This is a genomic window from Rhodoferax ferrireducens T118, assembly GCF_000013605.1.
Taxonomy (GTDB): Bacteria; Pseudomonadota; Gammaproteobacteria; order Burkholderiales; family Burkholderiaceae_C; genus Rhodoferax; species Rhodoferax ferrireducens.
The window spans coordinates 1,960,246-1,981,477 of record NC_007908.1 but is presented as its reverse complement, the minus strand read 5'-3'; the positions used below and the strand labels follow the sequence as shown (position 1 = coordinate 1,981,477).

At 58.6% G+C, this 21,232-nt stretch carries 17 protein-coding genes; 12 read left to right on the top strand and 5 right to left on the bottom strand.

What is annotated here, in order from left to right:
* Genes RFER_RS09310 through dctP form a run of 3 tightly spaced genes read right to left on the bottom strand, consistent with a single transcriptional unit; the run spans nucleotide 1 to nucleotide 2,929 of the window.
* Nucleotides 1–1,299 carry a TRAP transporter large permease gene (locus RFER_RS09310; protein ID WP_404818592.1) on the bottom strand — a complete coding sequence of 433 codons (1,299 nt, stop codon included), beginning with the start codon at nucleotides 1,297–1,299 and terminating at the stop codon, nucleotides 1–3.
* 47 nt (nucleotides 1,300–1,346) lie between these two features.
* Nucleotides 1,347–1,916 (bottom strand): TRAP transporter small permease, encoded by a 570-nt coding sequence (locus tag RFER_RS09305; protein ID WP_041790486.1) that lies wholly within the window; start codon nucleotides 1,914–1,916, stop codon nucleotides 1,347–1,349.
* Complete coding sequence (gene dctP / locus RFER_RS09300; RefSeq protein WP_011464134.1) at nucleotides 1,913–2,929, bottom strand: TRAP transporter substrate-binding protein DctP; 1,017 nt, start codon at nucleotides 2,927–2,929, stop codon at nucleotides 1,913–1,915. Before dctP ends, RFER_RS09305 begins: the two co-directional genes overlap by 4 nt.
* A gap of 175 nt (nucleotides 2,930–3,104) precedes the next feature.
* Between dctP and RFER_RS09295 the strand changes: the two genes are divergently transcribed.
* From RFER_RS09295 to RFER_RS09260, 8 genes are all read left to right on the top strand, one after another.
* Complete coding sequence (locus RFER_RS09295; RefSeq protein WP_011464133.1) at nucleotides 3,105–3,767, top strand: GntR family transcriptional regulator; 663 nt, start codon at nucleotides 3,105–3,107, stop codon at nucleotides 3,765–3,767.
* Between the two features lie 39 nt (nucleotides 3,768–3,806).
* Entirely contained in the window at nucleotides 3,807–5,006 is a 1,200-nt protein-coding gene (locus tag RFER_RS09290; protein WP_011464132.1) for an ABC transporter substrate-binding protein, read from the top strand.
* A gap of 99 nt (nucleotides 5,007–5,105) precedes the next feature.
* Nucleotides 5,106–5,996: a branched-chain amino acid ABC transporter permease gene (locus tag RFER_RS09285; protein WP_011464131.1), complete on the top strand. Its 891-nt coding sequence runs from the start codon at nucleotides 5,106–5,108 to the stop codon at nucleotides 5,994–5,996.
* A 15-nt stretch (nucleotides 5,997–6,011) separates the two neighbouring features.
* Complete coding sequence (locus tag RFER_RS09280) at nucleotides 6,012–7,958, top strand: branched-chain amino acid ABC transporter ATP-binding protein/permease (RefSeq protein WP_011464130.1); 1,947 nt, start codon at nucleotides 6,012–6,014, stop codon at nucleotides 7,956–7,958.
* A gap of 17 nt (nucleotides 7,959–7,975) precedes the next feature.
* Nucleotides 7,976–8,692 carry an ABC transporter ATP-binding protein gene (locus RFER_RS09275; protein ID WP_011464129.1) on the top strand — a complete coding sequence of 239 codons (717 nt, stop codon included), beginning with the start codon at nucleotides 7,976–7,978 and terminating at the stop codon, nucleotides 8,690–8,692.
* A 460-nt stretch (nucleotides 8,693–9,152) separates the two neighbouring features.
* Complete coding sequence (mutS, locus tag RFER_RS09270) at nucleotides 9,153–11,801, top strand: DNA mismatch repair protein MutS (RefSeq protein ID WP_011464128.1); 2,649 nt, start codon at nucleotides 9,153–9,155, stop codon at nucleotides 11,799–11,801.
* 65 nt (nucleotides 11,802–11,866) lie between these two features.
* On the top strand, nucleotides 11,867–12,694 hold the full coding sequence (locus tag RFER_RS09265; RefSeq protein ID WP_011464127.1) for a proteasome-type protease: 828 nt from the start codon (nucleotides 11,867–11,869) through the stop codon (nucleotides 12,692–12,694).
* The gene (locus RFER_RS09260) at nucleotides 12,694–13,506 is read left to right on the top strand and encodes an alpha/beta fold hydrolase (protein WP_011464126.1); all 813 of its coding nucleotides are present in this window, start codon (nucleotides 12,694–12,696) and stop codon (nucleotides 13,504–13,506) included. The genes RFER_RS09265 and RFER_RS09260 overlap by 1 nt, the downstream gene beginning before the upstream one ends.
* Before the next feature lie 27 nt (nucleotides 13,507–13,533).
* Here the strand turns inward: RFER_RS09260 and RFER_RS09255 are convergent, their stop codons facing one another.
* The gene (locus tag RFER_RS09255) at nucleotides 13,534–14,367 is read right to left on the bottom strand and encodes an undecaprenyl-diphosphate phosphatase (protein ID WP_011464125.1); all 834 of its coding nucleotides are present in this window, start codon (nucleotides 14,365–14,367) and stop codon (nucleotides 13,534–13,536) included.
* 109 nt (nucleotides 14,368–14,476) lie between these two features.
* Here RFER_RS09255 and RFER_RS09250 point away from each other — a divergent pair, with 109 nt between their 5' ends.
* The 4 genes from RFER_RS09250 to RFER_RS09235 all read left to right on the top strand — a co-directional run bounded on the left by RFER_RS09250 (nucleotide 14,477) and on the right by RFER_RS09235 (nucleotide 20,051).
* Nucleotides 14,477–15,136 (top strand): LON peptidase substrate-binding domain-containing protein, encoded by a 660-nt coding sequence (locus RFER_RS09250; RefSeq protein WP_244095843.1) that lies wholly within the window; start codon nucleotides 14,477–14,479, stop codon nucleotides 15,134–15,136.
* A gap of 376 nt (nucleotides 15,137–15,512) precedes the next feature.
* The gene (locus RFER_RS09245) at nucleotides 15,513–16,994 is read left to right on the top strand and encodes a sensor histidine kinase (RefSeq protein ID WP_011464123.1); all 1,482 of its coding nucleotides are present in this window, start codon (nucleotides 15,513–15,515) and stop codon (nucleotides 16,992–16,994) included.
* Nucleotides 16,969–17,415: a response regulator gene (locus tag RFER_RS09240; protein ID WP_011464122.1), complete on the top strand. Its 447-nt coding sequence runs from the start codon at nucleotides 16,969–16,971 to the stop codon at nucleotides 17,413–17,415. Before RFER_RS09245 ends, RFER_RS09240 begins: the two co-directional genes overlap by 26 nt.
* Nucleotides 17,412–20,051: an EAL domain-containing protein gene (locus RFER_RS09235; RefSeq protein WP_011464121.1), complete on the top strand. Its 2,640-nt coding sequence runs from the start codon at nucleotides 17,412–17,414 to the stop codon at nucleotides 20,049–20,051. Before RFER_RS09240 ends, RFER_RS09235 begins: the two co-directional genes overlap by 4 nt.
* On the opposite strand, the gene RFER_RS09230 is transcribed toward RFER_RS09235, so the two are convergent.
* Nucleotides 20,048–21,184 carry a hypothetical protein gene (locus RFER_RS09230; protein ID WP_011464120.1) on the bottom strand — a complete coding sequence of 379 codons (1,137 nt, stop codon included), beginning with the start codon at nucleotides 21,182–21,184 and terminating at the stop codon, nucleotides 20,048–20,050. The two genes, RFER_RS09235 and RFER_RS09230, sit on opposite strands and share 4 nt — an antisense overlap.
* Nucleotides 21,185–21,232: the final 48 nt, after the last annotated feature.

Below are 21,232 nucleotides of genomic sequence, written 5' to 3'. Positions count from 1 at the left end.
TCACTTGACACCCATCACCAGATTGGGCAACCCAGTCACGATGCCCGGAAACAGGCATAGCAGGAATACGGCGCCAAACATCAAGCCGACGAACGGCATCACCCCCCAGATTACATCCTTGAGCGGGATATCAGGCGCCACGTTCTTGATGACGAAAATGTTCAGACCGACGGGGGGGTGGATCAAGCCCATTTCCATCACGATGGTCATCACCACGCCAAACCAGATCAAATCAAACCCCGCAGCTTTCAAGGGTGGCAGGATAATGGGTGCGGTCATCAAAATGATGGATACCGGCGGCAGGAAGAATCCCAACACGATCACCATCAACAAGATCACACCCAGCAGCACCCATTTGGAGAGCTGCATCGCCACAATCCACTGGGCCGCGCCTTGGCTGATATGCAAGTGACTCATCACGTAGCTGTACAGCAGCGACATGCCAATGATCAGCATCAGCATGGTCGATTCCTTCAACGTCGAGGTCAGAATTGGTGCCACGTCTTTGGGGCGCCAAATTCCATAGACGACGGCAATCAAACCAAGTGCCATCAAACCACCCAGGCCTGCAGTTTCAGACGGCGTGGCCAAGCCGCCATACAAGGCCACCATGACACCAATCAGCAAGATCACAAAGGGCAGCACACGCGGCAGCATTTCGACTTTTTGTGCCAGCGTAAAGTGCTCCTCAATCAGGTAGGCTGACTTGGGGCCGCCTTGCTGGTAGATGACCAGGGCTTGTTTATATTCCTGGCGCGCCCGTACCACGGCGTATCCTGCGAACAAGGCCACCAGAAGCAGGCCCGGTCCGATGCCCGCCAGAAACAAGCGGCCCAGTGATTGCTCGGCAGCCACGGCATACAAGATCATGACGATCGACGGTGGCAGCAAAATACCCAAGGTGCCTCCGGCGGCGATGATGCCGGCAGCAAAGCCGGGCGAATAGCCACGCTTGCGCATCTCGGGAATGCCGGCAGAACCGATCGCCGAGCAGGTGGCGGGCGACGACCCGGCCATGGCGGCAAACAGGGCGCAGGCAAACACATTGGCAATGCCCAGACCGCCGGGCACTTTATGCAGCCAGGCGTGAATGGCGCTGTAAAGGTCTTGCCCGGCCGGCGACTTGCCGATTGCTGCGCCTTTCATGATGAACAGCGGGATCGACAACAAAGTAATCGATGCCATTTCTTCGTAAACGTTCTGCGTTACCGTATCCAGCGATGAGGCGGGCATGAAGAAATACATGAACGTCACGGCCACAGTGCCCAGGGCGAATGCAATGGGCATGCCCGAGAACATCACCAGCAGGGTGACTGCGCCGTATGACAGGCCAATGGAAAGCTCGCTCACTTGGCATCCCCTTCACCATCACCACCGGCGACATGCAAGACTGACTGGAGTAACAGCTGCAGCGCCAGCAAGCTCATACCCACGGCCATCAGACTGTAGGGAATCCATAGCGGCGGTGCGAAGCTGCTCGATGTGGTTTGCCCTTCTGCCCAAGCCTCATGGAAAAGCGTCCATGACTTCCAGGCAAAAAAGCTGCAAAACAAGGTCGAGACAATGTCCACCACTGTGGCGCGCACCCGGTTCACGCTGGCGGGCAAGAGTGTTGCCAAGGCTTCGATGCCGACATGCCCCCGCATCGATTGCACGTAGGCAGTGCACATGAAGATGGCACCGACCAGCATGAAAACCGAGGCTTCGTCTTGCCAGTCGGTGGCAGTTTTAAAAAAGTAGCGCGTCGCCACCGAATAAGTCAAGACGGCTGACGTCAGTACCAGAGCCGCCATGGACAGGCGCAGCACTTGCAGGTTGATCCAATTCAAACTGCGCGCGAGCATCGCCAGAGCGGAGTTGCCCGCCAGCCTCGGAAGCGGCGCCGGGGCCGCATCCAGATCAAAGCCGTGACTCACAACGTCTGCTGCGCTAAAGCCAGCAACTTGGCGCAGCCCTCATTTTTGGCTCCGTAGTCCTTCCAGGCGGTTTTGCGCGCAATGTCTTGCCACTTTTTGATGGTTCCATCAGACAAATCGACCACTTTGGCACCGGCCTTTTGGTACACAGCCGCCACATCAATGTCGTCCTTCTTGGCTGCTTCCAGAGCAAATTTCTCCATCTCGGCACCCACGGTCATGAGCATGTCACGCTGGTCCTTGGGCAATTTGTCGAAGATGGCTTTTGACATCATCAGCGGCTCAAACATAAACCAATAAGCCCCCGTGCGACCGGTGGTCAACGCCTTGGCCACCTCTTCCAGACGAAATGAAATGAATGAGGTGGATGAAGTCATGGCCGCATCCATGGCGCCGGTCTGCATGGCGGCATAGATTTCATTGGAGGGAAGCGAGACGACAGCAGCACCTGCATCTTTAAGAATCATGTCCATCTCACGCGAGCCACCACGGATCTTCATACCCTTGGCATCTTCAGGCTCCACCACCGGCTTGCCGCGCGAGGCCACACCACCGGCTTGCCAAATCCAGCTGATCAGCACAATGCCTTTTTCTTGCAGCACACGGGTGAGTTCTATGCCGACCGGCTTGGTTTTCCAGCTATACGCTTGCTCATAAGACACGACCAAGCCGGGCATCAGGCCAATGTTGAGCTCTGGTACTTCGCCGCCGGCGTAAGACAAGGGTATCAGTGCCATATCCAGCGCGCCTTTGCGCATGGATGAGAACTGGGCGTTGGTCTTCATCAATGAAGAGCCCGGGTAAATCTCGAATTTCATGGCCCCTTTGCTGCGTTTTTCAACTTCAGCGGCAAAGTTGCGCACCAAGCGATCACGGAAGTCACCTTCTTTGATCGTGCCACCCGGAAATTGATGCGAAATCTTGAGCGCCGAGGTTTGCGCAAAAGCCAACGAGAAGGGCATTGTGCTGGCCGCAAGGCCGCCCATGGACTGAAGTAATTGACGTCTTTGCATGTCTTTGTCTCCTGGAATTTTGATGAACCGCGTTGCCAGGGTCTATGGCCCTGAGTACAGAAACATTCAATTGATCTTCTCTTGAATGTATACATAACTCTATTATTTGTATATTTTTTTAACATCAGTGAATACCCTAATCGCACTTTTTTGCATACCAGTGCAGAATTTGGCCATGCGAATTTCCGACAAATTACGTGAAAAAATTGAAGAGCAAATTGCCACAGGCGAGTTGCCGCCGGGTTGCGCCCTGGATGAAGCGATGCTGGTGGAAGCGCACGGTGTGTCACGCACCCCTGTGCGTGAGGCCCTGATTCAGTTGGCGTCTGATGGCTTGATTGAAATCCGGCCACGCCGAGGGGCAGTGGTTGCCAGCATTGGCCCTGCGCGCCTGATTGAGATGTTCGAAGTCATGGCGGAACTCGAAGCCATGTGCGGACGACTGGCCGCAAGACGGATGACAGAGGATGAAAGAAGCAATTTGCGGGCAGCGTATAAGGCGTGCGAGGTCGCACGTGCAGCGCAGGACACTGACAGTTATTTTTACTGCAACGAGCAATTTCACGCGGCCATTTACGCGGGCAGCCATAACAAATTTTTGTGTGAACAAGCCTTTCAGCTGCAACGCAGATTGCGCCCTTACCGGCGCTTGCAGTTGCGGGTGCGAAAGCGTATGGGTGTGTCACTCAAAGAGCATAAATCCATTTTGCGTTTTATCACCGCTGCTGATGCAGATTCGGCAGCCATTGCATTGCGTGAGCATGTCGTGGTGCAGGGTGAGCGCTTTGGTGACTTGCTTGCCTCCTTGGCAGAGCTGGCGCCAGTGGCCACTAACTAATTTTTTTCCCCGCAACCTCAAAACCATTAGGAGACTTTCATGAAATTTTTTCGTACCATTGCATTGAGCTCAGTCGCCCTCGCCGTCGCATCCATGAGTATGGCGGCTGACAACATCAAAATTGGCTTGCAAGGGCCGCTCACCGGCGGCTCCAGCCCCATGGGCGTTTCGATGCGCGACGGTGCCAAGTTGGCCGTGACCGAGATCAACGCCCATGGCGGCTTATTGGGACGCAAGATCGAGATGATCGAGCGTGATGATGAAGCCAAAAACGAGCGCGGTGTGCAAATCGCCCAAGAGCTGATCAACAAAGAAAAAGTGGTGGCCACGGTGGGCTACATCAACTCCGGCGTAGCGCTGGCGTCACAGCGCTTTTACCAGGAAGCCAAGATTCCGGTGATGAACAACGTGGCCACGGCCACCACCATCACCCAGCAGTTTGCCGATCAGCCGCAAAACTACGTGTTTCGCAACTCAGCCAATGACACCATCCAGTCAACTTTGATTGTGGAAGAAGTCATTGGTCGTCGCAAATACACCAAGGTCGCCATCCTGGCAGACTCCACCAACTACGGCCAGCTTGGCCGGGCTGATCTGGAAAAAGCCTTGGCTGCCAAGGGCATTACCCCTGTTGCCACAGAAAAGTACAACATCAAGGATGTCGATATGACACCGCAGTTGCTCAAGGCCAAAGAAGCTGGCGCACAGGTCGTGATCACCTATGGTATTGGCCCGGAACTGGCGCAAATTGCCAACGGCATGATCAAGCTGGGCTGGAAGGTTCCAATGATGGGTTCCTGGACCTTGTCCATGGGCAACTTCATTGACAACGCCGGTAAAAATGCCGACGACGCCCTGATGCCACAAACCTTTATTCAAGAAGGCAACACGCCCAAGCGCAAGAGTTTCATCGATGCCTACCAAAAGACTTACAAGGTGACTCGCATTCCGTCACCAGTGTCTGCAGCGCAAGGCTACGATTCGATCTATTTGCTGGCCGCCGCTATCAAACAGGCCGGCTCAACGGAAGGCCCCAAAGTGCTGGCAGCATTGGAAGACTTGAAGACCCCGGTCGAAGGTGTGGTCACCACCTACAACAAGCCTTTTTCCAAGGCAGACCATGAGGCTATCACCCTCAACATGCCGGTGATTGGCAAGGTTCAAGATGGTCACGTGGTCTACGCCTACGAAGACGACAAGAAGAAGGGCGGCGAAGTCCGCACCAAGGCGACCAAGTAATCAACGCTTGGAGTCTTAACCGAGTTCAAGGAGCCATCCTGGCTTCTTGAACTCAGTCCTCTTTTCTCAGGATCACCCTGATTTCAATTGGGATTTGGCATGGAAATATTCTTGCAACTGATCTACAGCGGCATTGCGCTGGGCATGATATACGGCGTCATCGCCTTTGGCTATCAGCTCACTTTTGCGACCTCTGGCACTCTGAATTTCGGCCAAGGTGAGTCCTTGATGCTGGGCGCGCTGGTCGGCCTGTCACTGGTCGGGACAATTCACGGCGGCCCTTATTTGAATTACTGGCTGATGATTCCGCTGGTGGCCCTCTTTGGCGCAGCGCAAGGCGCTTTTGTGGAGTGGATCGGCGTGCGACCCGCCATCAAGATCAAGAGCGAATTTGGCTGGATCATGTCCACCATCGCACTGGCCATTATTTTCAAGAACGTGGCTGAAAACATCTGGGGCAAGGACGATCTGAAGTTCCCATCCCCTTTGCCGGAAGCCCCCATCAAGTTTCTGGGCGCCAATGTGCTGCCCATGGAAATCGTGGTGGTGATTGGCGCGCTGGCCATGATGGCAATGGTTGAGCTATTCAACCGCAAATCTATTTACGGCAAAGCCGTGGTCGCCACGTCGAATGACCGGGATGCAGCCTCGCTCATGGGCATCAACACGGGTGCCGTGATCACTTTCTCCTATGCACTGTCGTCGGTGACGGCGGCGGTGGCGGGCGTGCTGGTGGCACCCCTGACGCTGACGGGCGCCACGATGGGCTCGGTCCTCGGGCTCAAGGCGTTTGCCGTGGCCATCATCGGGGGCTTGACTTCGGGAGTGGGTGTGATTGTGGGCGGCTTGATTCTGGGCATTGCCGAAACCACCACCGGTTACTACATCTCCACCGGTTACAAGGATGTCCCGGGGCTGGTGTTGCTGCTGCTGGTGTTGGCGATCAAGCCAGCCGGGCTGTTCGGCAAGATGGCCATCAAGAAGGTTTGACGAACACAAGTAATCATGAAAATTAACAGCAAATCTTTTCTCCTGATGGTGCTGGGCCTGGCGGCCTTGGGCTTGTACCCGGTGCTGGTACCCAACCCCTACTACATCCACCTCGTCGAGACCATCCTTATCTACGCCATCCTGCTGTTCGGGCTGGATATCGTGGTGGGCTACACGGGCCAGGTGTCGTTGGGTCATGCGGGCCTGTTCGGTGTGGGTTCGTACACCGCCGGTGCCCTGTTCTTCAAGCTGGGTGCGCCTTTTCTCCTAGCCGTTCCTGCCGCCATTGGCGTCACGGCGCTGTTCGGTGCCGTGCTGGCGCTCCCTGCCCTGCGGGTGACAGGCCCTTACCTGGCCATGGTGACGCTGGCATTCGGCACCATCATCCAGATTCTGATTAACGAGATGACGTTTTTGACCGAAGGCCCGATTGGTATCAAGGTACACAAGCCGATGTTCTTTGGCCACAAGCTGACCGAGGTCGAGTATTTTTACGTGGTTGCCGTGCTGATGGTACTGGCGCTGGTGGTGGTGCACCGCATCCTGAAATCCCATCTGGGCCGTGCCTTCGAGGCCCTGCGCGACAGCCCGGTGGCGTGTGATTGCATGGGGGTTTCTGTCTACCGCTATAAGGTTTATGCCTTCGTGATCAGTGCCGCACTGGCAGGTCTGGCGGGCTCGCTGTACGCCTATTCGGAAGAATATATTTCACCCAACACTTACAATTTTGAGCTGACCATCATGTTCCTGCTGGCAGTCATCATGGGCGGGCGGAAAACCCGCTCGGGAGCCTTGATTGGGGCCGTGATTGTGGTGATGTTGCCCAGCTTGCTGTCGGACATCGAGCTCTTTCGCAAGATCGCAACCGTGCTGGCAATCGCCGTGAGCGGCATGGCGGTTTACAACTTCATTCGAAAAGTCAAGACAGTGCGCGAGTTGGCCGTGCCCGTGCTCGCCACGGTGGCCATGGCGGGGTTTTCCTTTAGGCTGGAAAACATCACCGATTGGCGCCTGACCATTTTTGGCCTGATGACCCTGTTTGTGGTCTATTACCTGCAAGATGGTGTTGTGGGTTTTGCGCGTGAACTGTTCGCGCGTTTTGCCAAACCCGCAGCGCACGCCAGCGGCAAGACCCCAAGCATCAAGGTGCGCGCCTGGACCACGCCCCACAAGGCGGCTCCCGTTAGCGCAGGTCCGCTGCTCGATGCGCAGCAGGTGTTGATGCAATTCGGTGGCCTCAGAGCCCTCAATCAGGTGGACTTGAGCATTGCGCACGGATCAATTCACGGACTCATCGGGCCCAACGGGTCGGGCAAGAGCACGATGATGAATGTGCTGACTGGCATTTACCAGCCCACCGCCGGCCAGGTGGTGTTCAATGGCCAGTCTTTGGCCGGTCAAACACCGTCACACATTGCGTTGTCAGGTATTGCACGCACCTTCCAAAACGTGCAGCTTTTTGGTGAGATGACCGCCACTGACAACGTGCTGGTGGGTTTGCATCACACGTTCAAGAGCAACACGCTCGACGTGATGCTGCGCACACCGCGCTATCTGCGCGAGGACGCGGCCGCCCGCGAGCAGGCTGCGAGTTTGCTGGACTTTGTTGGCTTGACGGATCTGAGCGAAGAACAGGCACGCAACCTGCCCTACGGCAAGCAACGTATGCTGGAAATCGCCCGTGCGTTGGGCCTGGGGCCACGTTTGCTGTTGCTCGACGAGCCCGCTGCAGGCTTGCCGCCAGCCGACTTGCCGGAACTGACCAAGATGATCCAGAAGATTCGCGACCATGGCATCACCGTGATTTTGATCGAGCACCACATGGACGTGGTGATGGGGATTTCAGACACGGTGTCGGTGCTTGACTTCGGCCAAAAAATTGCCGAAGGAAAACCCGCTGATGTTCAAAGTAACCCAGCCGTGGTCGAAGCCTATTTGGGCAGCGGCGAAGGCGCGCACTGATCGCAGGAACATTCAACATGCTGAAAATTGAAAATCTACAGGCGGGTTATGGCAAGGTTCAGGTGCTGCATGGCATAACGATCCATGTTCCCAAAGGAAAAATTGTCACCCTGATCGGCTCCAATGGTGCCGGCAAAACCACCACCATGCGGGCGGTCTCCGGCATGATCAAGCCGACTTCCGGCCAGATCATGCTGTCAGGTCAGGACATCACCGGCCTGGATTCGCACCAGATCGCGCGGCGTGGTTTGGCTCACTCGCCTGAGGGCCGTCGCGTGTTCCCCACGTTGAGCGTGGTTGACAACATTCGCTTGGGCGCTTTTGTGCGCTACACCAACGCGCGGCCCAAGGGCGACGTGGAGGGCGACGTTGACAAGGCGCTGGAAATGTTTCCTCGTCTGAAAGAGCGTACCCATCAGTTGGCCGGAACCTTGTCTGGCGGGGAGCAACAGATGCTGGCCATGGCTCGCGCCGTCATGCTTAACCCTGAAGTGATTTTGCTCGACGAGCCTTCCATGGGCTTGGCGCCAATTCTGGTTGAAGAGGTGTTCAACATCATCTCGCGCCTCAAGGCCCAGGGCGTCACCATGCTGTTGGTGGAGCAGTTTGCAGCTGCAGCCCTGAAGGTGGCTGACTACGGCTATGTGCTTGAAAACGGCCGTATTTCCGTCCATGGTCCAGCTGCAAAACTCAAAGACGATCCAGCCGTCAAAGCCGCCTATTTGGGCGGTTGATGAGTGAAGGTGGCTTGCTATAGCGCGGCATCGGGCATAACCGCTATGTGGTTCTTGGCACCGCCCAGGGCTTGCACGCGCTTGCCAGACTTTGCGACCGCAGTGCGACTCATCAACGACCACGAATTTGGCAACGGGTGACCTGCTTCACCCGCGATGGCAACGTCGCGCGGGGGTTTTCAGGGCGTAGCCGGGTTGGCATGGTAGGTACTCGGTCAAGTGGTGGCGGTGCATATCGCGCAACGCCTGCTGATCAATGGACTCCACGACACGGCATCGGCCAACCACATTTTGCGAGGTGGTGGCCCAGCGGGCTATATTTCTGTCGGCCCAGCGCAGTTATTCAAAATATACCGCCCCCGCACCCAGGTTTGAAACCCTGAGTCAAGGAATGTGAAGTAAATTCCGGACTGGCCAAAACAGGCAAAATAAACGAATACGCAAGCGCGCCAAGTCATTGATGCAAAACGAAAAAACACAAAGCAAGAAACCTTCTCCGGTACCAGCTGAACATTCCCCCATGATGGCCCAGTATTTCGGCCTCAAAGCTGACTACCCGGACACCCTGCTTTTTTACCGCATGGGCGACTTCTACGAGCTGTTTTTTGCCGACGCCGAGAAGGCCGCGCGCCTGCTCAACATCACCCTCACCCAGCGCGGCCAGAGCGCCGGGCAGCCCGTGGTCATGGCCGGCGTGCCGTTTCATTCCGTGGACACGTATCTGGCCCGGCTCATCAAATTGGGCGAATCAGTGGCGATTTGCGAGCAGGTCGGCGAGGTGACCGGCAAAGGCCCGGTGGAGCGCAAGGTGGTGCGCGTCGTCACCCCTGGCACGCTGACCGATCTGGAACTGCTAAGCGATAAATCCGAGTCGATGCTGCTGGCTGTGCACCAGGGTCCGCGCAACACGTGCGGCCTGGCGTGGCTCAGCGTGACGCAGGGCGAAGTGCATCTGGCCGAGTGCGCGGTGGACGACCTGGCGCAGTGGGTGCTTCGCATCGCTCCCGGCGAGATCATTTTCAGCGCGGGTACGACACCGACTTTTGAAGCGCGCCTGCGTGGCGCGCCGCTCGCGGGCGCGGTATCTGTCAGCGTGCGGCCCGACTGGCAATTTGACGCAGGACTGGGTGAAAAAAAGCTGCTGGCCCAACTACAAGCCGCCAGTCTGGCACCGTGGCAGGCGCAAGATTTGCCGCAGGCCCACGCCGCCGCCGCCGCCCTCCTGGGTTACGCCGAGCACACACAAGGCCAGGCGCTGACCCATATCCAGAGTGTGCGAGTGCAGCGCAGCGACGAGTTGATCGACCTGCCGCCAACCACCCGGCGCAACCTGGAGCTCACCCAGACTTTGCGCGGTGAAGATCAACCCACGCTTTTTTCTCTGCTTGACACCTGCATGACTGGCATGGGCAGTCGCCTGCTGAAGAACTGGTTGCTTGAACCCCGGCGCGACCGTGGCGAGGCGCAGCAACGCCTGAACGCCATCGCCGCCCTGCAAAGCGGTGACGCGCACACGTCGCGTGCGGGCGTCTGGCGCCAACTGCGCGAACAACTCAAGGGCAGCACCGACGTGGAGCGCATCACCGCCCGCATCGCGCTGCGCCAGGTGCGTCCCCGTGAACTGGTCGCACTCCAGTTAACGCTACAAAAAACAGAGCTACTAACGCATACAACACGGGGGCTAGAGGTCTATTTGACTCAAATATCTGGCCATTTGCTGGCACCCGAAGCTTGTGCCGACTTGTTGGCCCGCGCCATTGACCCCGAGCCCGCCGTGCTGGTGCGCGATGGCGGCGTGATCGCCAGCGGCTTTGACGCCGAGCTGGACGAACTGCGCGCCATTCAAACCAATTGCGACGGCTTCTTGCTCGACTTGGAAGTGCGTGAAAAGGCCCGCACCGGCATTGCCAACTTGCGCGTGCAGTTCAACAAGGTGCACGGCTTCTTCATCGAGGTCACACAAGGGCAAGTCGACAAAGTGCCCGACGACTACCGACGCCGCCAGACGCTGAAAAACGCCGAGCGCTTCATCACGCCCGAACTCAAGGCGTTTGAAGACAAGGCCCTGAGCGCGCAAGAGCGGGCACTGGCGCGTGAAAAATGGCTGTACGAGCAGGTGCTGGACCAACTGCAAGTGTTTGTGCCCGCCCTCACCCGAGTCGCACGCGCCCTGGCCACGCTGGACGCGCTGTGCGCCCTGACTGAGCGCAGCCTGACACTGGATTGGTGCGCGCCGCAGTTTGTCAAAGAGCCGTGTCTGGACATCACGCAGGGTCGCCACCCGGTGGTACAGGCCCGCCTGGCCGAGACCAGCAGCGGCGCCTTCATCGCCAACGACACCCGCATGGGCCCGAAGCAGCGCATGCAGATCATCACCGGCCCCAACATGGGCGGCAAGTCCACCTACATGCGCCAGATCGCCGTGATCGTGCTGCTGGCCAGCATGGGCAGTTATGTGCCGGCCAGCGCCTGCCGGCTGGGGCCGATCGACGCCATCCACACCCGCATCGGCGCTGCCGACGATCTGGCCAACGCCCAGTCCACCTTCATGCTCGAGATGCTGGAGGCCGCGCAGATACTGATTGCTGCGACGCCCAATTCACTGGTGCTGATGGACGAGATTGGCCGCGGCACCTCGACCTTTGACGGCCTGGCGCTGGCGTCAAGCATTGCCACCCAGCTGCACGACAAAACGCAGGCCTACACCCTGTTTGCCACCCACTACTTCGAGCTGACCGAGTTCCCGGCCCAGCACCATGCAGCCATCAACGTGCACGTGAGTGCCGCCGAGGCGGGCCGCGACATTGTGTTTTTGCATGAAATCCAGCCAGGCCCCGCCAGCAAGAGCTATGGCATCCAGGTCGCGCGCCTGGCCGGCATGCCGGCCGCCGTTCTGAACCAGGCCCGCCAGACGCTGGCCGCGCTGGAATCACAAGCGACCCAAAATCAGGCCCAGGTCGATTTGTTCGCCGCGCCGCCGGCTACCGAAACAGCAGCTGACAGCGCCATCGAGACCGCCGTTGCAGCCCTGAATCCTGACAATTTAAGTCCGCGCGAGGCGCTGGAGGCGCTGTACCAGTTGAAGAAGCTGGCGTCTGGCAAGGCATGACGGAGTTCACGGGACAATAGGGCACTGCCTCGACCTACACTTCTGTATTAACCTTCGCATTCACCATGACTTACTGCGTCGCCATCAAACTCAACGCCGGGCTGGTGTTCCTCTCCGACTCGCGCACCAACGCCGGGCTGGACCAAATCAGCACCTTTCGCAAAATGATCGTCTATGAGCGGCCTGACGACCGCTTCATGGTGCTGCTGTCGGCCGGCAACCTCAGCATTTCGCAGTCGGTGCGCGAAATTCTGCAGGTGGAGCAGCTCAAGGAGCATCCCGACGGTGAGGCCATCACCATCTGGAACGCCAAGAGCATGTTTGATGCCGCGCGCGTGCTGGGTGCGGCCATTCGCCACGTGTATGAACGCGATGCGGTCGCGCTCAAGCAGGCGGGCGTTGACTTCAATGTGTCGCTGATTTTTGGCGGGCAGATCAAGGGTGAAGGCATGCGCCTGTTTCAGGTCTATTCGGCCGGAAACTTCATTGAAGCCACACCCGAAACGCCCTACTTCCAGGCCGGCGAATCAAAATACGGCAAGCCGGTGCTGGACCGGGTCATCACGCTCAATACACCGCTGGATGAGGCCGCCAAGTGCGCGCTGGTGTCCATGGATTCCACGCTCAAATCGAATCTATCGGTGGGTTTGCCGCTGGACTTGGTGGTCTATGAAGCCAATCAGTTCCAGACCGACAAGGTGGTGTGCATCGACGAAAACAACCCTTATTTCAGAATGCTGCGCGGCAGCTGGGGGCAAAAGTTGCGCGAGGTGTTTGACAGCATTGAAGACCCGATGTGGAACGGTGAACAGACCGACGTGCCACTGATGCTGCAGTCTGGCCGTAACCAGGCTTTGAAAAAAATCACGACGCCCCAGGAAAAATTAATCTGATGATCTTCTCGCACGCCAACAGTTTTGCCGCCAGCACCTACAGCGTTTTGTTCAAAAGTCTGAGAGCACGGGGCTTCAAGGTCAACGCGATCGAAAAATTTGGCCATGACAGCAAATACCCTGTCACCAACAACTGGCCGCATCTGGTCCAGCAACTCATTGACTTCACGCAGGTGCAGGTTGACAAGTCGGCAGAGCCCGTTTTCCTGGTGGGCCATTCACTCGGTGGATTACTCAGCCTGATGGCCGCCGCCCGGGCACCTCAACTGGTGCGCGGCGTGCTGCTGGTGGATTCGCCCGTTCTGGGTGGCTGGCGCGCCACCACCCTGGGCGTCATCAAAAGCACACAACTCGTCGGCTCGTTTTCACCGGGCACCGTCAGCCGCAAGCGTCGCAACAGTTGGCCCAGCCAACAGGCGGCACTGGAGCACTTTCGCAGCAAGAAAGCCTTTGCCAGGTGGGACCCGCAGGTGCTGCAGGACTACATTGCCCATGGCACCCATGACGATGGCCACGGAGACGATAAGAAACGCGTGTTGAGCTTTGATCGCGCGGTGGAAACCGCCATTTACAACACCCTGCCGCACAATCTGGACGCCCTGCTGCAGCGCCATCCGGTCAAGTGTCCAGTGGCGTTCATCGGCGGCATCGGCTCGGTGGAGATGAAACAGGTCGGCATGGCCATGACACAAAAAATATGCAAAGGCCGCATCATGATGCTCGACGGCAGTCACCTGTTTCCCATGGAGAAACCGATCGCCACGGCGGCGGCGATTGAAGCGGCGCTATTGAACCTGCAGAGCCTGGCTTGAATCGGGCCAGCCCACATTGGCAAACCCTTAAGCAGCCCAGGTGACAGCACCGCTCCAGGCCGTCGCCAGCACCACCACGCCAAAGACGATGCGGTAATAGGCAAAGCCGACAAAGCTGTGGCTGGCGATATAGCGCAACAACCAGCGAATACACAACCAAGCGCTGAAAAACGAAACAACCAGCCCCACGGCAAACGTCGGCAGGTCAGCCATCGAGAGCAAGGCACGTTCCTTGAACAGGCTGTAAACGCCGGCACCGATCAGGGTCGGTATCGCCAGGTAGAAAGAAAAGTCGGTGGCAGCCTTGCGTGACAAACCCAGCAGCATGCCGCCGATGATGGTGGCGCCACTGCGGCTGGTGCCGGGAATCATGGCCAGACACTGCGCCAGGCCGACTTTCAGCGCATCCATGGGCGTCATGGACTCCACGTCATGAATTCGTACGGCCGCCGGATTTTTTTCTTGCCGCCGCTCAGCCCACAAAATGATGAAGCCGCCGATAATGAAAGTACTGGCCACCACCACCGGGGTAAAAAGATGCGCCTTGATGGCTTTGCCAAACAACAAGCCCAGGACGACGGCCGGCACAAACGCAATCAACACGTTCAAGCTGAAGCGCTGCGCCTGTTTCTCGGTCGGCAAGGCAACCAGCGTATCACGAATTTTTTGCCAATAAACCAGGATCACCGCGAAGATGGCACCCGTCTGGATGGCGATGTCAAATACTTTGCCCACCTCATTGTCAAAACCCAGCAGGGTCCCGGCCAGAATCAGGTGCCCGGTGGATGAAATGGGCAAGAATTCGGTCAGGCCCTCGACTAGCCCCATGATGGCGGCCTTGATCAGCAATACGATATCCAAACTAACTCCTTCAAAGAGCAGCGATTATCACAGCATGCTCTGCAGGCACACCCACCAAGCCGGATAAGTTCATGGGATGATGCCGGCAACGCAAATCGTGGCACTGAAAATGTCTGAATCCCTGGCTCTGTTTTCACTCCCCCTGTTTCCACTTTCGACGGTACTGTATCCAGGCGGAACGCTGCCGTTGCGAATTTTTGAAGTGCGCTACCTCGACATGATCGGCAAATGCCACAAGACCGGGGCACCGTTTGGTGTGGTCGCGCTGACAACAGGCGCCGAGGTGCGTAAACCCGACAATGGCTCGCCCACTGGTGATGGCTTCGCGCCTGAAGTGTTTCATGCCGTGGGCACCCTGGCCAGCATCACTGAATTTTCACACCCGCAGTCGGGCCTGATGATGATTCGCTGCACCGGCATGCAACGCTTTCGCATCACCCACCAGGAAAGGCTCAAACACGGCTTGTGGGTTGCCGACGTATCTCCTCTGGCCAACGATCTGACAGTCAAGATCCCGGACGACCTGCAGGGCGTCGCCACCGCCCTGGGCAATCTGATCAACACCCTGCTGGCACGTGCACTGCCACTGGCGCAGATGCCGGTGCAACCACCCTACCAGCTCGATGATTGCGCTTGGGTCGCCAACCGCTGGTGTGAGTTGCTGCCCATGCCACTGGAGCACAAGCAGCGCCTGATGGAACTCGACAACCCGCTGGTGCGGCTGGAACTGGTCAGCGATCTTCTGGAACGCAGCGGCATCGCCACTTGACACATCGGGCTGATCCCCAAATCGATGGCGTTCAGCAAGGTCAATCTGAACGTCACCATTCTTGGCGGACAAGTTCCTGATGTCTTGTGGTGTGGAATCTTTCAGCAACAATTTAACAGTCCGTTACATAAAAGGTGACTATGTTCCCTACCACACAGAAAGTCACGGCAAGCGCGCGTAGACTATTTGGAGGGGAATAGAACATGTCTAAGAGCAATTCAAATTTTGGCGTTTTCACTCATGAGGCTGGACAGGCTCAGCACGGCCGTGGACTGAACCCGGATCACTGTCCGGACTTGCCCGGGCGGCAATTCCAATCGCTGCTGGCCGTCTGGCCAAACCGCGTTACCTTGCTGCGCTAGCGCCGGACCCACGCATGAAAATCGGCACCAAAGAGCGGTTTGTCACGGGCACGGGGCTCGCGATCATTGCCCTTATTGCGGCGATGATCTGGTGGACCTACTCGGAAGTCGAGGACGCGAATCGCCAGCGCCGCGTGACGACTGAGATCGGACACGAACTCACCGAGCTGAGGCTGCTCACCTTCGAGTACAACCTGCACCACAATGAACGGGCTCGGGTGCAGTGGACCGCGGTGTCGGACCATGTTGACCAGCTGATCGCGGACGCCCGGTTCCGCAGGCCCGCGCAAAGCAAAATCCTGGCCGATTTGCGGGGAAAAAGGGCGATAGGGCTGCGCCTCTTCACCGAAATCACCGCGGCAGAGCTCGCAGGCCGCGGGGACGTCCCATTGGACGAGGCGGGTCGGCGACATGAGGCGCAACTGCTGAGCCAACTGATGGTCTACCAGCAGGAGAACTTCGCCGACGCGCAGCGCCTGACCGACCTCGCGACGCAGCGCATCATGGACGCCGAATGGCAGGTGATGATTGCAATCCTCGCCGGGCTGGCCTTGATCGCGTCAATCATTGTCGCCACGTCATGGTTTCTGCGACGCGGCGTGCTGATGCCGATCGCCCAGCTCCAGCAGGCGACGCGCCACGTTGCCGCGGGCAATTGGAATTTTGTTCTTGACATACGCGCCAAGGACGAGATCGGTGAGTTGTCGAAAAATTTCGGCACCATGACCCAATCGCTGCAGGCATCGTTTGCGCAGGTCGAGCGCAGCAACCAGGATCTCGCGGCCTTGAACAGGGAACTCGAAGCATTCAGCTATTCCGTGTCCCACGATTTGCGCGGACCGCTGCGCAGCATGGACGGCTTCTCACTGGTGCTGATCGAGGACTACGGCGACAAACTGGACGAAGAGGGCAAGGACGCCCTGCAGCGCATCCGTGCGGCGAGCCAGCGCATGGGCAACCTCATCGACGACTTGCTCCGATTGTCCCAGGTGACACGGGCCGAGCTCAACGTGACGCGGGTCGACCTCAGTGCAATCGCGCAGGACATCGCCGATACCCTGGACCGGGAGCAGCCCGATCGGTCGACAAAATGGGAAATTCAACCTGGCTTGAGCCTCCACGCCGACCTGGCGCTGACGCGAATCGCCATGCAAAACCTGCTCCAGAACGCCTGGAAATTTACCGGCAGATCCGGGCAACCGGTGATTCGCGTTGGTGCACTGGAACGCGACTCGAAAACGATATTTTTCGTCGCCGACAACGGCGTCGGTTTCGACATGGCGCACGCGGCCAATCTCTTCGGCGCCTTCCAGCGGCTGCACCACGTTGAGGATTTCCCCGGCACCGGGATCGGTCTGGCGATCGTCCAGCGGATCATCCGTCGGCACGACGGAAAGCTCTGGGCCGAGGCGAAGGAAGGCGAAGGCGCGACGTTCTTTTTCACTCTGAAGGAATCGAAAAATGGATCAAATGAACAAGACCATCCTGCTGGTTGAAGACAATCCGGACGACGTGAAGCTGACACTGCGCGCGTTCAAACGCAACAACATGCTGAACCCGATCATCGTGGCGCGGGACGGCGTTGAAGCGCTCGATTTCCTGCTTGCGCGCGGTGCCTACGCCGAGCGCGCCAGCAAGTCATTGCCGACGCTGATCATTCTCGACCTCAAACTCCCCCGACTCGACGGCCTGGGCGTACTCAAGGCGATCCGCGCCGACGAGCAGACCCGGCTCATTCCGGTGGTCGTCATGACGTCATCCAAAGAGGAGCAGGACCTGATCCAAAGCTACTCACTGGGGGCGAACAGCTACGTGCGCAAGCCCGTCAACTTTGCCGAGTTCCTGGAGGCGGTGAGAGTTCTCGGCATCTATTGGATGATGACGAATCAACCGCCGCCGGAGCGCAACACCACATGAACAAGCCGATCAAAGTCCTGATCGTCGAGGACTCCGAAGACGACGCAATATTGGCACTGCGGGCGCTGCATCGCGGCGGGTTCGACCCGACGCACCAGCGTGTCCAGACGGCGGCGGGCCTGCAAGCCGCGCTGGCGCAGGAACGCTGGGACGCCGTCATCTCGGATTTCAGCATGCCGGGTTTCACCGGCCTGGAGGCGCTCGAAATTTTCCGCTCGGCCGGCCTCGATATTCCGTTCATCCTCATTTCCGGCACCATCGGCGAGGCCACCGCCGTGGCCGCGATGAAGGCCGGCGCCAGCGACTACATGATGAAGTCGAGCCTCGCGCGGCTTGCGCCGGCGCTGGAACGTGAACTGAAAGAAGCGCAAATCCGTGCGGCCAATCAGCGAGCTCAAGCGGCGCTGATTGACAGCGAAGAGCGATTCCGGCAGATGGCGGAGAACATCCGCGACGTGTTCTTCCTCGCCGACGTGGAGGACGAACGGATTTTGTATGTCAGCCCAGCCTACGAAGAAATTTGGGGCCGCAGCAGCGAAAGCCTGTACGCGAATCCGCAATCGTGGACCGAGGCGGTCCACCCGGATGATCGGGCGTCGGCCTACGAAAAATACGGGCAGATCGTGTCGGCAGGCAAAACCGAGTTCGAGTTTCGGATGGTGCGCCCGGATGACTCGATTCGCTGGATCAAGGTCAGAGGCTTTCCGGTCCGGGACGACGCCGACAAGATCGTGCGCATCGCAGGCATCGCCACCGACGTCACTGATCAAAAGACCGATGCCGAGAAGATCAAGACTGCGCAGGACCGGATCACACACCTCAACCGCGTGTATGCCGTGCTGAGCGGCATCAATACGCTGATCGTGCGCGTGCGCAACCGCGACGAGCTGTTCAAGGAGGCGTGCCGGATTGCGGTCGAGGAAGGCGGTTTCCGTATGGCCATGATCGCCACTGTCCATCACAGCACGACGCAGATCGTCCCGGTTGCAACTGCGGGCAAGGATGATGAGCTCATGACCGCCATCAACAATATCTTGTCGTCAAGTGAACATGCGCCCAAGACCATGAGCGCGCGGGCAATCCGGGACAAAAAGGCGGTCGTGTCCAATGCGGCACAAAACGACCCCCAGGTCTTGTTTAGCGCGAAATACATCAAAGCCGGCGTCCACTCGATGGCCGTGTTCCCGCTGATTGTCTCGGACGAAGCCGTGGGTGTGCTGGCGTTGTACGCCAGCGAGACTGAATTTTTCAAGGAAGAGGAGTTGAAGCTGCTATCGGAATTGGCAGGCGACGTCGCGTTCGCGATTGATCACATCGAGAAGCAGGAGCGGCTTAATTACCTCGTCTACTACGACGTGCTCACGGGACTGGCCAACCGCAGTCTTTTTCTCGAACGGGTGGCGCAGGCCATGCGCAGCGCTGTCAGAAGCGGGGACAAACTTGCCTTGTTTCTGATTGACCTGGAGCGTTTCAAAAACATCAACGACAGCCTGGGCCGACCGGCTGGCGACACGCTGTTAAGGCTGGTAGCAGAGTGGCTGACGAGCAAGGTGGGCGACGCCAACTTGTTGGCACGCGTCGGTGCTGACCTGTTTGCCGTGGTGCTGCCGGAGGTCAAGCAGGATGGCGAGGTGGCGCGGGCTCTTGATCAATTGATGGCCGCTTTTCTGGAGCATCCATTCCGGCTGAACGACGCCGTGTTCCGGATCTCCGCCAAGGTCGGGATAGCCCTGTTCCCCTACGACGGTGCTGACAGCGACACCTTGTTCAAGAACGCCGAGTCCGCGCTCAACAAGGCCAAGACGAGCGGCGAACGCTACCTGTTTTACACACAGAAGATGACGGATATGGCGGCCGGCAAGCTGACGCTGGAAAACCAGTTGCGCCAGGCGCTCGACAAAGGTGAGTTCGTGCTCCATTACCAGCCCAAGGTAAATCTTGCGAGCGGCAAGATGACCAGCGCCGAGGCGCTGATTCGCTGGAACGACCCGCGCACGGGCCTGGTGCCACCCGGCCGGTTCATCCCGATCCTCGAAGAAACCGGATTGATCCACGAAGTTGGACGCTGGGCGTTGCGCCAGGCCATCAAAGACGCCTTGCGCTGGCGCAGCGCGGGCCTGGCCGCCGTGCGCATCGCGGTGAACGTGTCGCCGCTGCAACTGCGCCATCGCGGCTTCATCGACGAGATCAGGCAGGCCATCAGCATTGACGCACATGCGGCCGCTGGGCTGGAACTGGAGATCACCGAAAGCCTGCTGATGGAGAACGTCCAGCACAGCATCACCAGCCTGCACGCGATCCGGGACATGGGCGTCACCCTGGCCATTGACGACTTTGGCACCGGTTTTTCCTCGCTCAGCTACTTGTCAAAACTCCCGGTGGACACGCTGAAGATCGACCGCTCGTTCGTGATCGAAATGACGGATGCGCCGGAAAGCCTGGCGCTGGTGTCCACCATCATCAGCCTGGCACATGCGCTCAAGCTCAAGGTGGTGGCCGAGGGGGTCGAAACCGAGGAGCAATCGCGCCTGCTGCAGGTGCTGAACTGCGATGAAATCCAGGGTTTTCTATTCAGCAAACCGGTGCCGAGCGATATCTTCGAGGCCAAGTACCTGGCCCTGCCCTCCTCCCCTTAAGCGCGCAAGCCGGCCGGCACCCAGGCGCTCAGGCGCGCGTAGATGCGATCTTCATGGCGCTGCCACCAGATGCCCAAGGCCACCAAACCCAGACCCAAAAGCGTCAGCGCAAACGGAAACATCAAACTGTCCTGGAACACCCGGTGCGACAGATAGCCCAGATACCCGGCCACGCCAAACGCCCCCAGCACCGTGAACACCCGTCGCCCAATGGCCGCACCCACAAACACCAAAAACACATTGAGCAGTGCATAAATGAACTTGCCCAACTCGGAGCTGGAATCACGCAGACTCAAACCGCACCAGAACATGATGGCGCCAAACAGGTACAGCCAAAACGCATAGTCCTGCCGCCAGGCGGGCTCTTGCGCCTGACGGCAGCGCACGTCCACCCACACCGCCACGGCACAGGTGGCCAGGCCAAACACCAGCGACACATCACGCGTGAACTGCCAGTTGAAACCCTGGTTTTGCATCAGGGCGTTGGCCACATCCATGCTCATGTACCAGATCGTCACAGCCACCGGCATCACCATGAACGGCAACCGGTAGCGCCACAGCATCACCACACCGGCGATGAGCGTGGCAAATTCGAGCGTCAGCCAGCGCCAGTTGATATGCGTGTGGTAGGCCGAATAGCGCTCAGGCCCGCCCGGCGGCCACAGCCCCAACCCTTGCTGCACACACCACACAATCAAGGGCACCAGGCACACCGCCAGCGTGGCCAGAATGCCGGCCGGAATGGGCAACTGGCGGGTCTTCAGATGGTCGGCCACCTTCAGGCAGGCCGCCAGATACCCCAAACTGATCGCCAGCAGACCCCAGGCGCCAAAAGACTGCCAGCCCAAGGTCATGAACAGCGTCATGGCGCCAATGGCCACCATGCCGCCAAAGTAATACAAGGTGTTGGTGAAGCTCAAGCCCGGGCCCGGCGCCGCGCGCCCGACCCGCCACCCCTGTGCTGGCGCCCGCGCATTCACCGCCGCGCCCGGCGACCACCGCGACCACAGGTGCTGCGCCTGCGTGATGGAAATAATGCCGTCCTGCACCGCAGCCTGAAGATCGCCCCGCCGCAGCTGCACGGTATCGAACACTGTGTCGGGGGACGTGTCAGGGAAATCGTTGGTATTCATAGGGTTGGGTAAGGGAGCGCGCCGGACCTAGAATGGTACTTCAGAGCA

Bases quoted from the DNA above. Each gene is read 5' to 3' on its own strand.
- RFER_RS09310 (WP_404818592.1), bottom strand. From the start codon at position 1,299: ATGTTCTCGGGCATGCCCATTGCATTCGCCCTGGGCACTGTGGCCGTG.
- dctP (WP_011464134.1), bottom strand. From the start codon at position 2,929: ATGCAAAGACGTCAATTACTTCAGTCCATGGGCGGCCTTGCGGCCAGC.
- RFER_RS09295 (WP_011464133.1), top strand. From the start codon at position 3,105: ATGCGAATTTCCGACAAATTACGTGAAAAAATTGAAGAGCAAATTGCC.
- RFER_RS09290 (WP_011464132.1), top strand. From the start codon at position 3,807: ATGAAATTTTTTCGTACCATTGCATTGAGCTCAGTCGCCCTCGCCGTC.
- RFER_RS09285 (WP_011464131.1), top strand. From the start codon at position 5,106: ATGGAAATATTCTTGCAACTGATCTACAGCGGCATTGCGCTGGGCATG.
- RFER_RS09280 (WP_011464130.1), top strand. From the start codon at position 6,012: ATGAAAATTAACAGCAAATCTTTTCTCCTGATGGTGCTGGGCCTGGCG.
- RFER_RS09275 (WP_011464129.1), top strand. From the start codon at position 7,976: ATGCTGAAAATTGAAAATCTACAGGCGGGTTATGGCAAGGTTCAGGTG.
- mutS (WP_011464128.1), top strand. From the start codon at position 9,153: ATGCAAAACGAAAAAACACAAAGCAAGAAACCTTCTCCGGTACCAGCT.
- RFER_RS09265 (WP_011464127.1), top strand. From the start codon at position 11,867: ATGACTTACTGCGTCGCCATCAAACTCAACGCCGGGCTGGTGTTCCTC.
- RFER_RS09260 (WP_011464126.1), top strand. From the start codon at position 12,694: ATGATCTTCTCGCACGCCAACAGTTTTGCCGCCAGCACCTACAGCGTT.
- RFER_RS09250 (WP_244095843.1), top strand. From the start codon at position 14,477: ATGTCTGAATCCCTGGCTCTGTTTTCACTCCCCCTGTTTCCACTTTCG.
- RFER_RS09245 (WP_011464123.1), top strand. From the start codon at position 15,513: ATGAAAATCGGCACCAAAGAGCGGTTTGTCACGGGCACGGGGCTCGCG.
- RFER_RS09240 (WP_011464122.1), top strand. From the start codon at position 16,969: ATGAACAAGACCATCCTGCTGGTTGAAGACAATCCGGACGACGTGAAG.
- RFER_RS09235 (WP_011464121.1), top strand. From the start codon at position 17,412: ATGAACAAGCCGATCAAAGTCCTGATCGTCGAGGACTCCGAAGACGAC.
- RFER_RS09230 (WP_011464120.1), bottom strand. From the start codon at position 21,184: ATGAATACCAACGATTTCCCTGACACGTCCCCCGACACAGTGTTCGAT.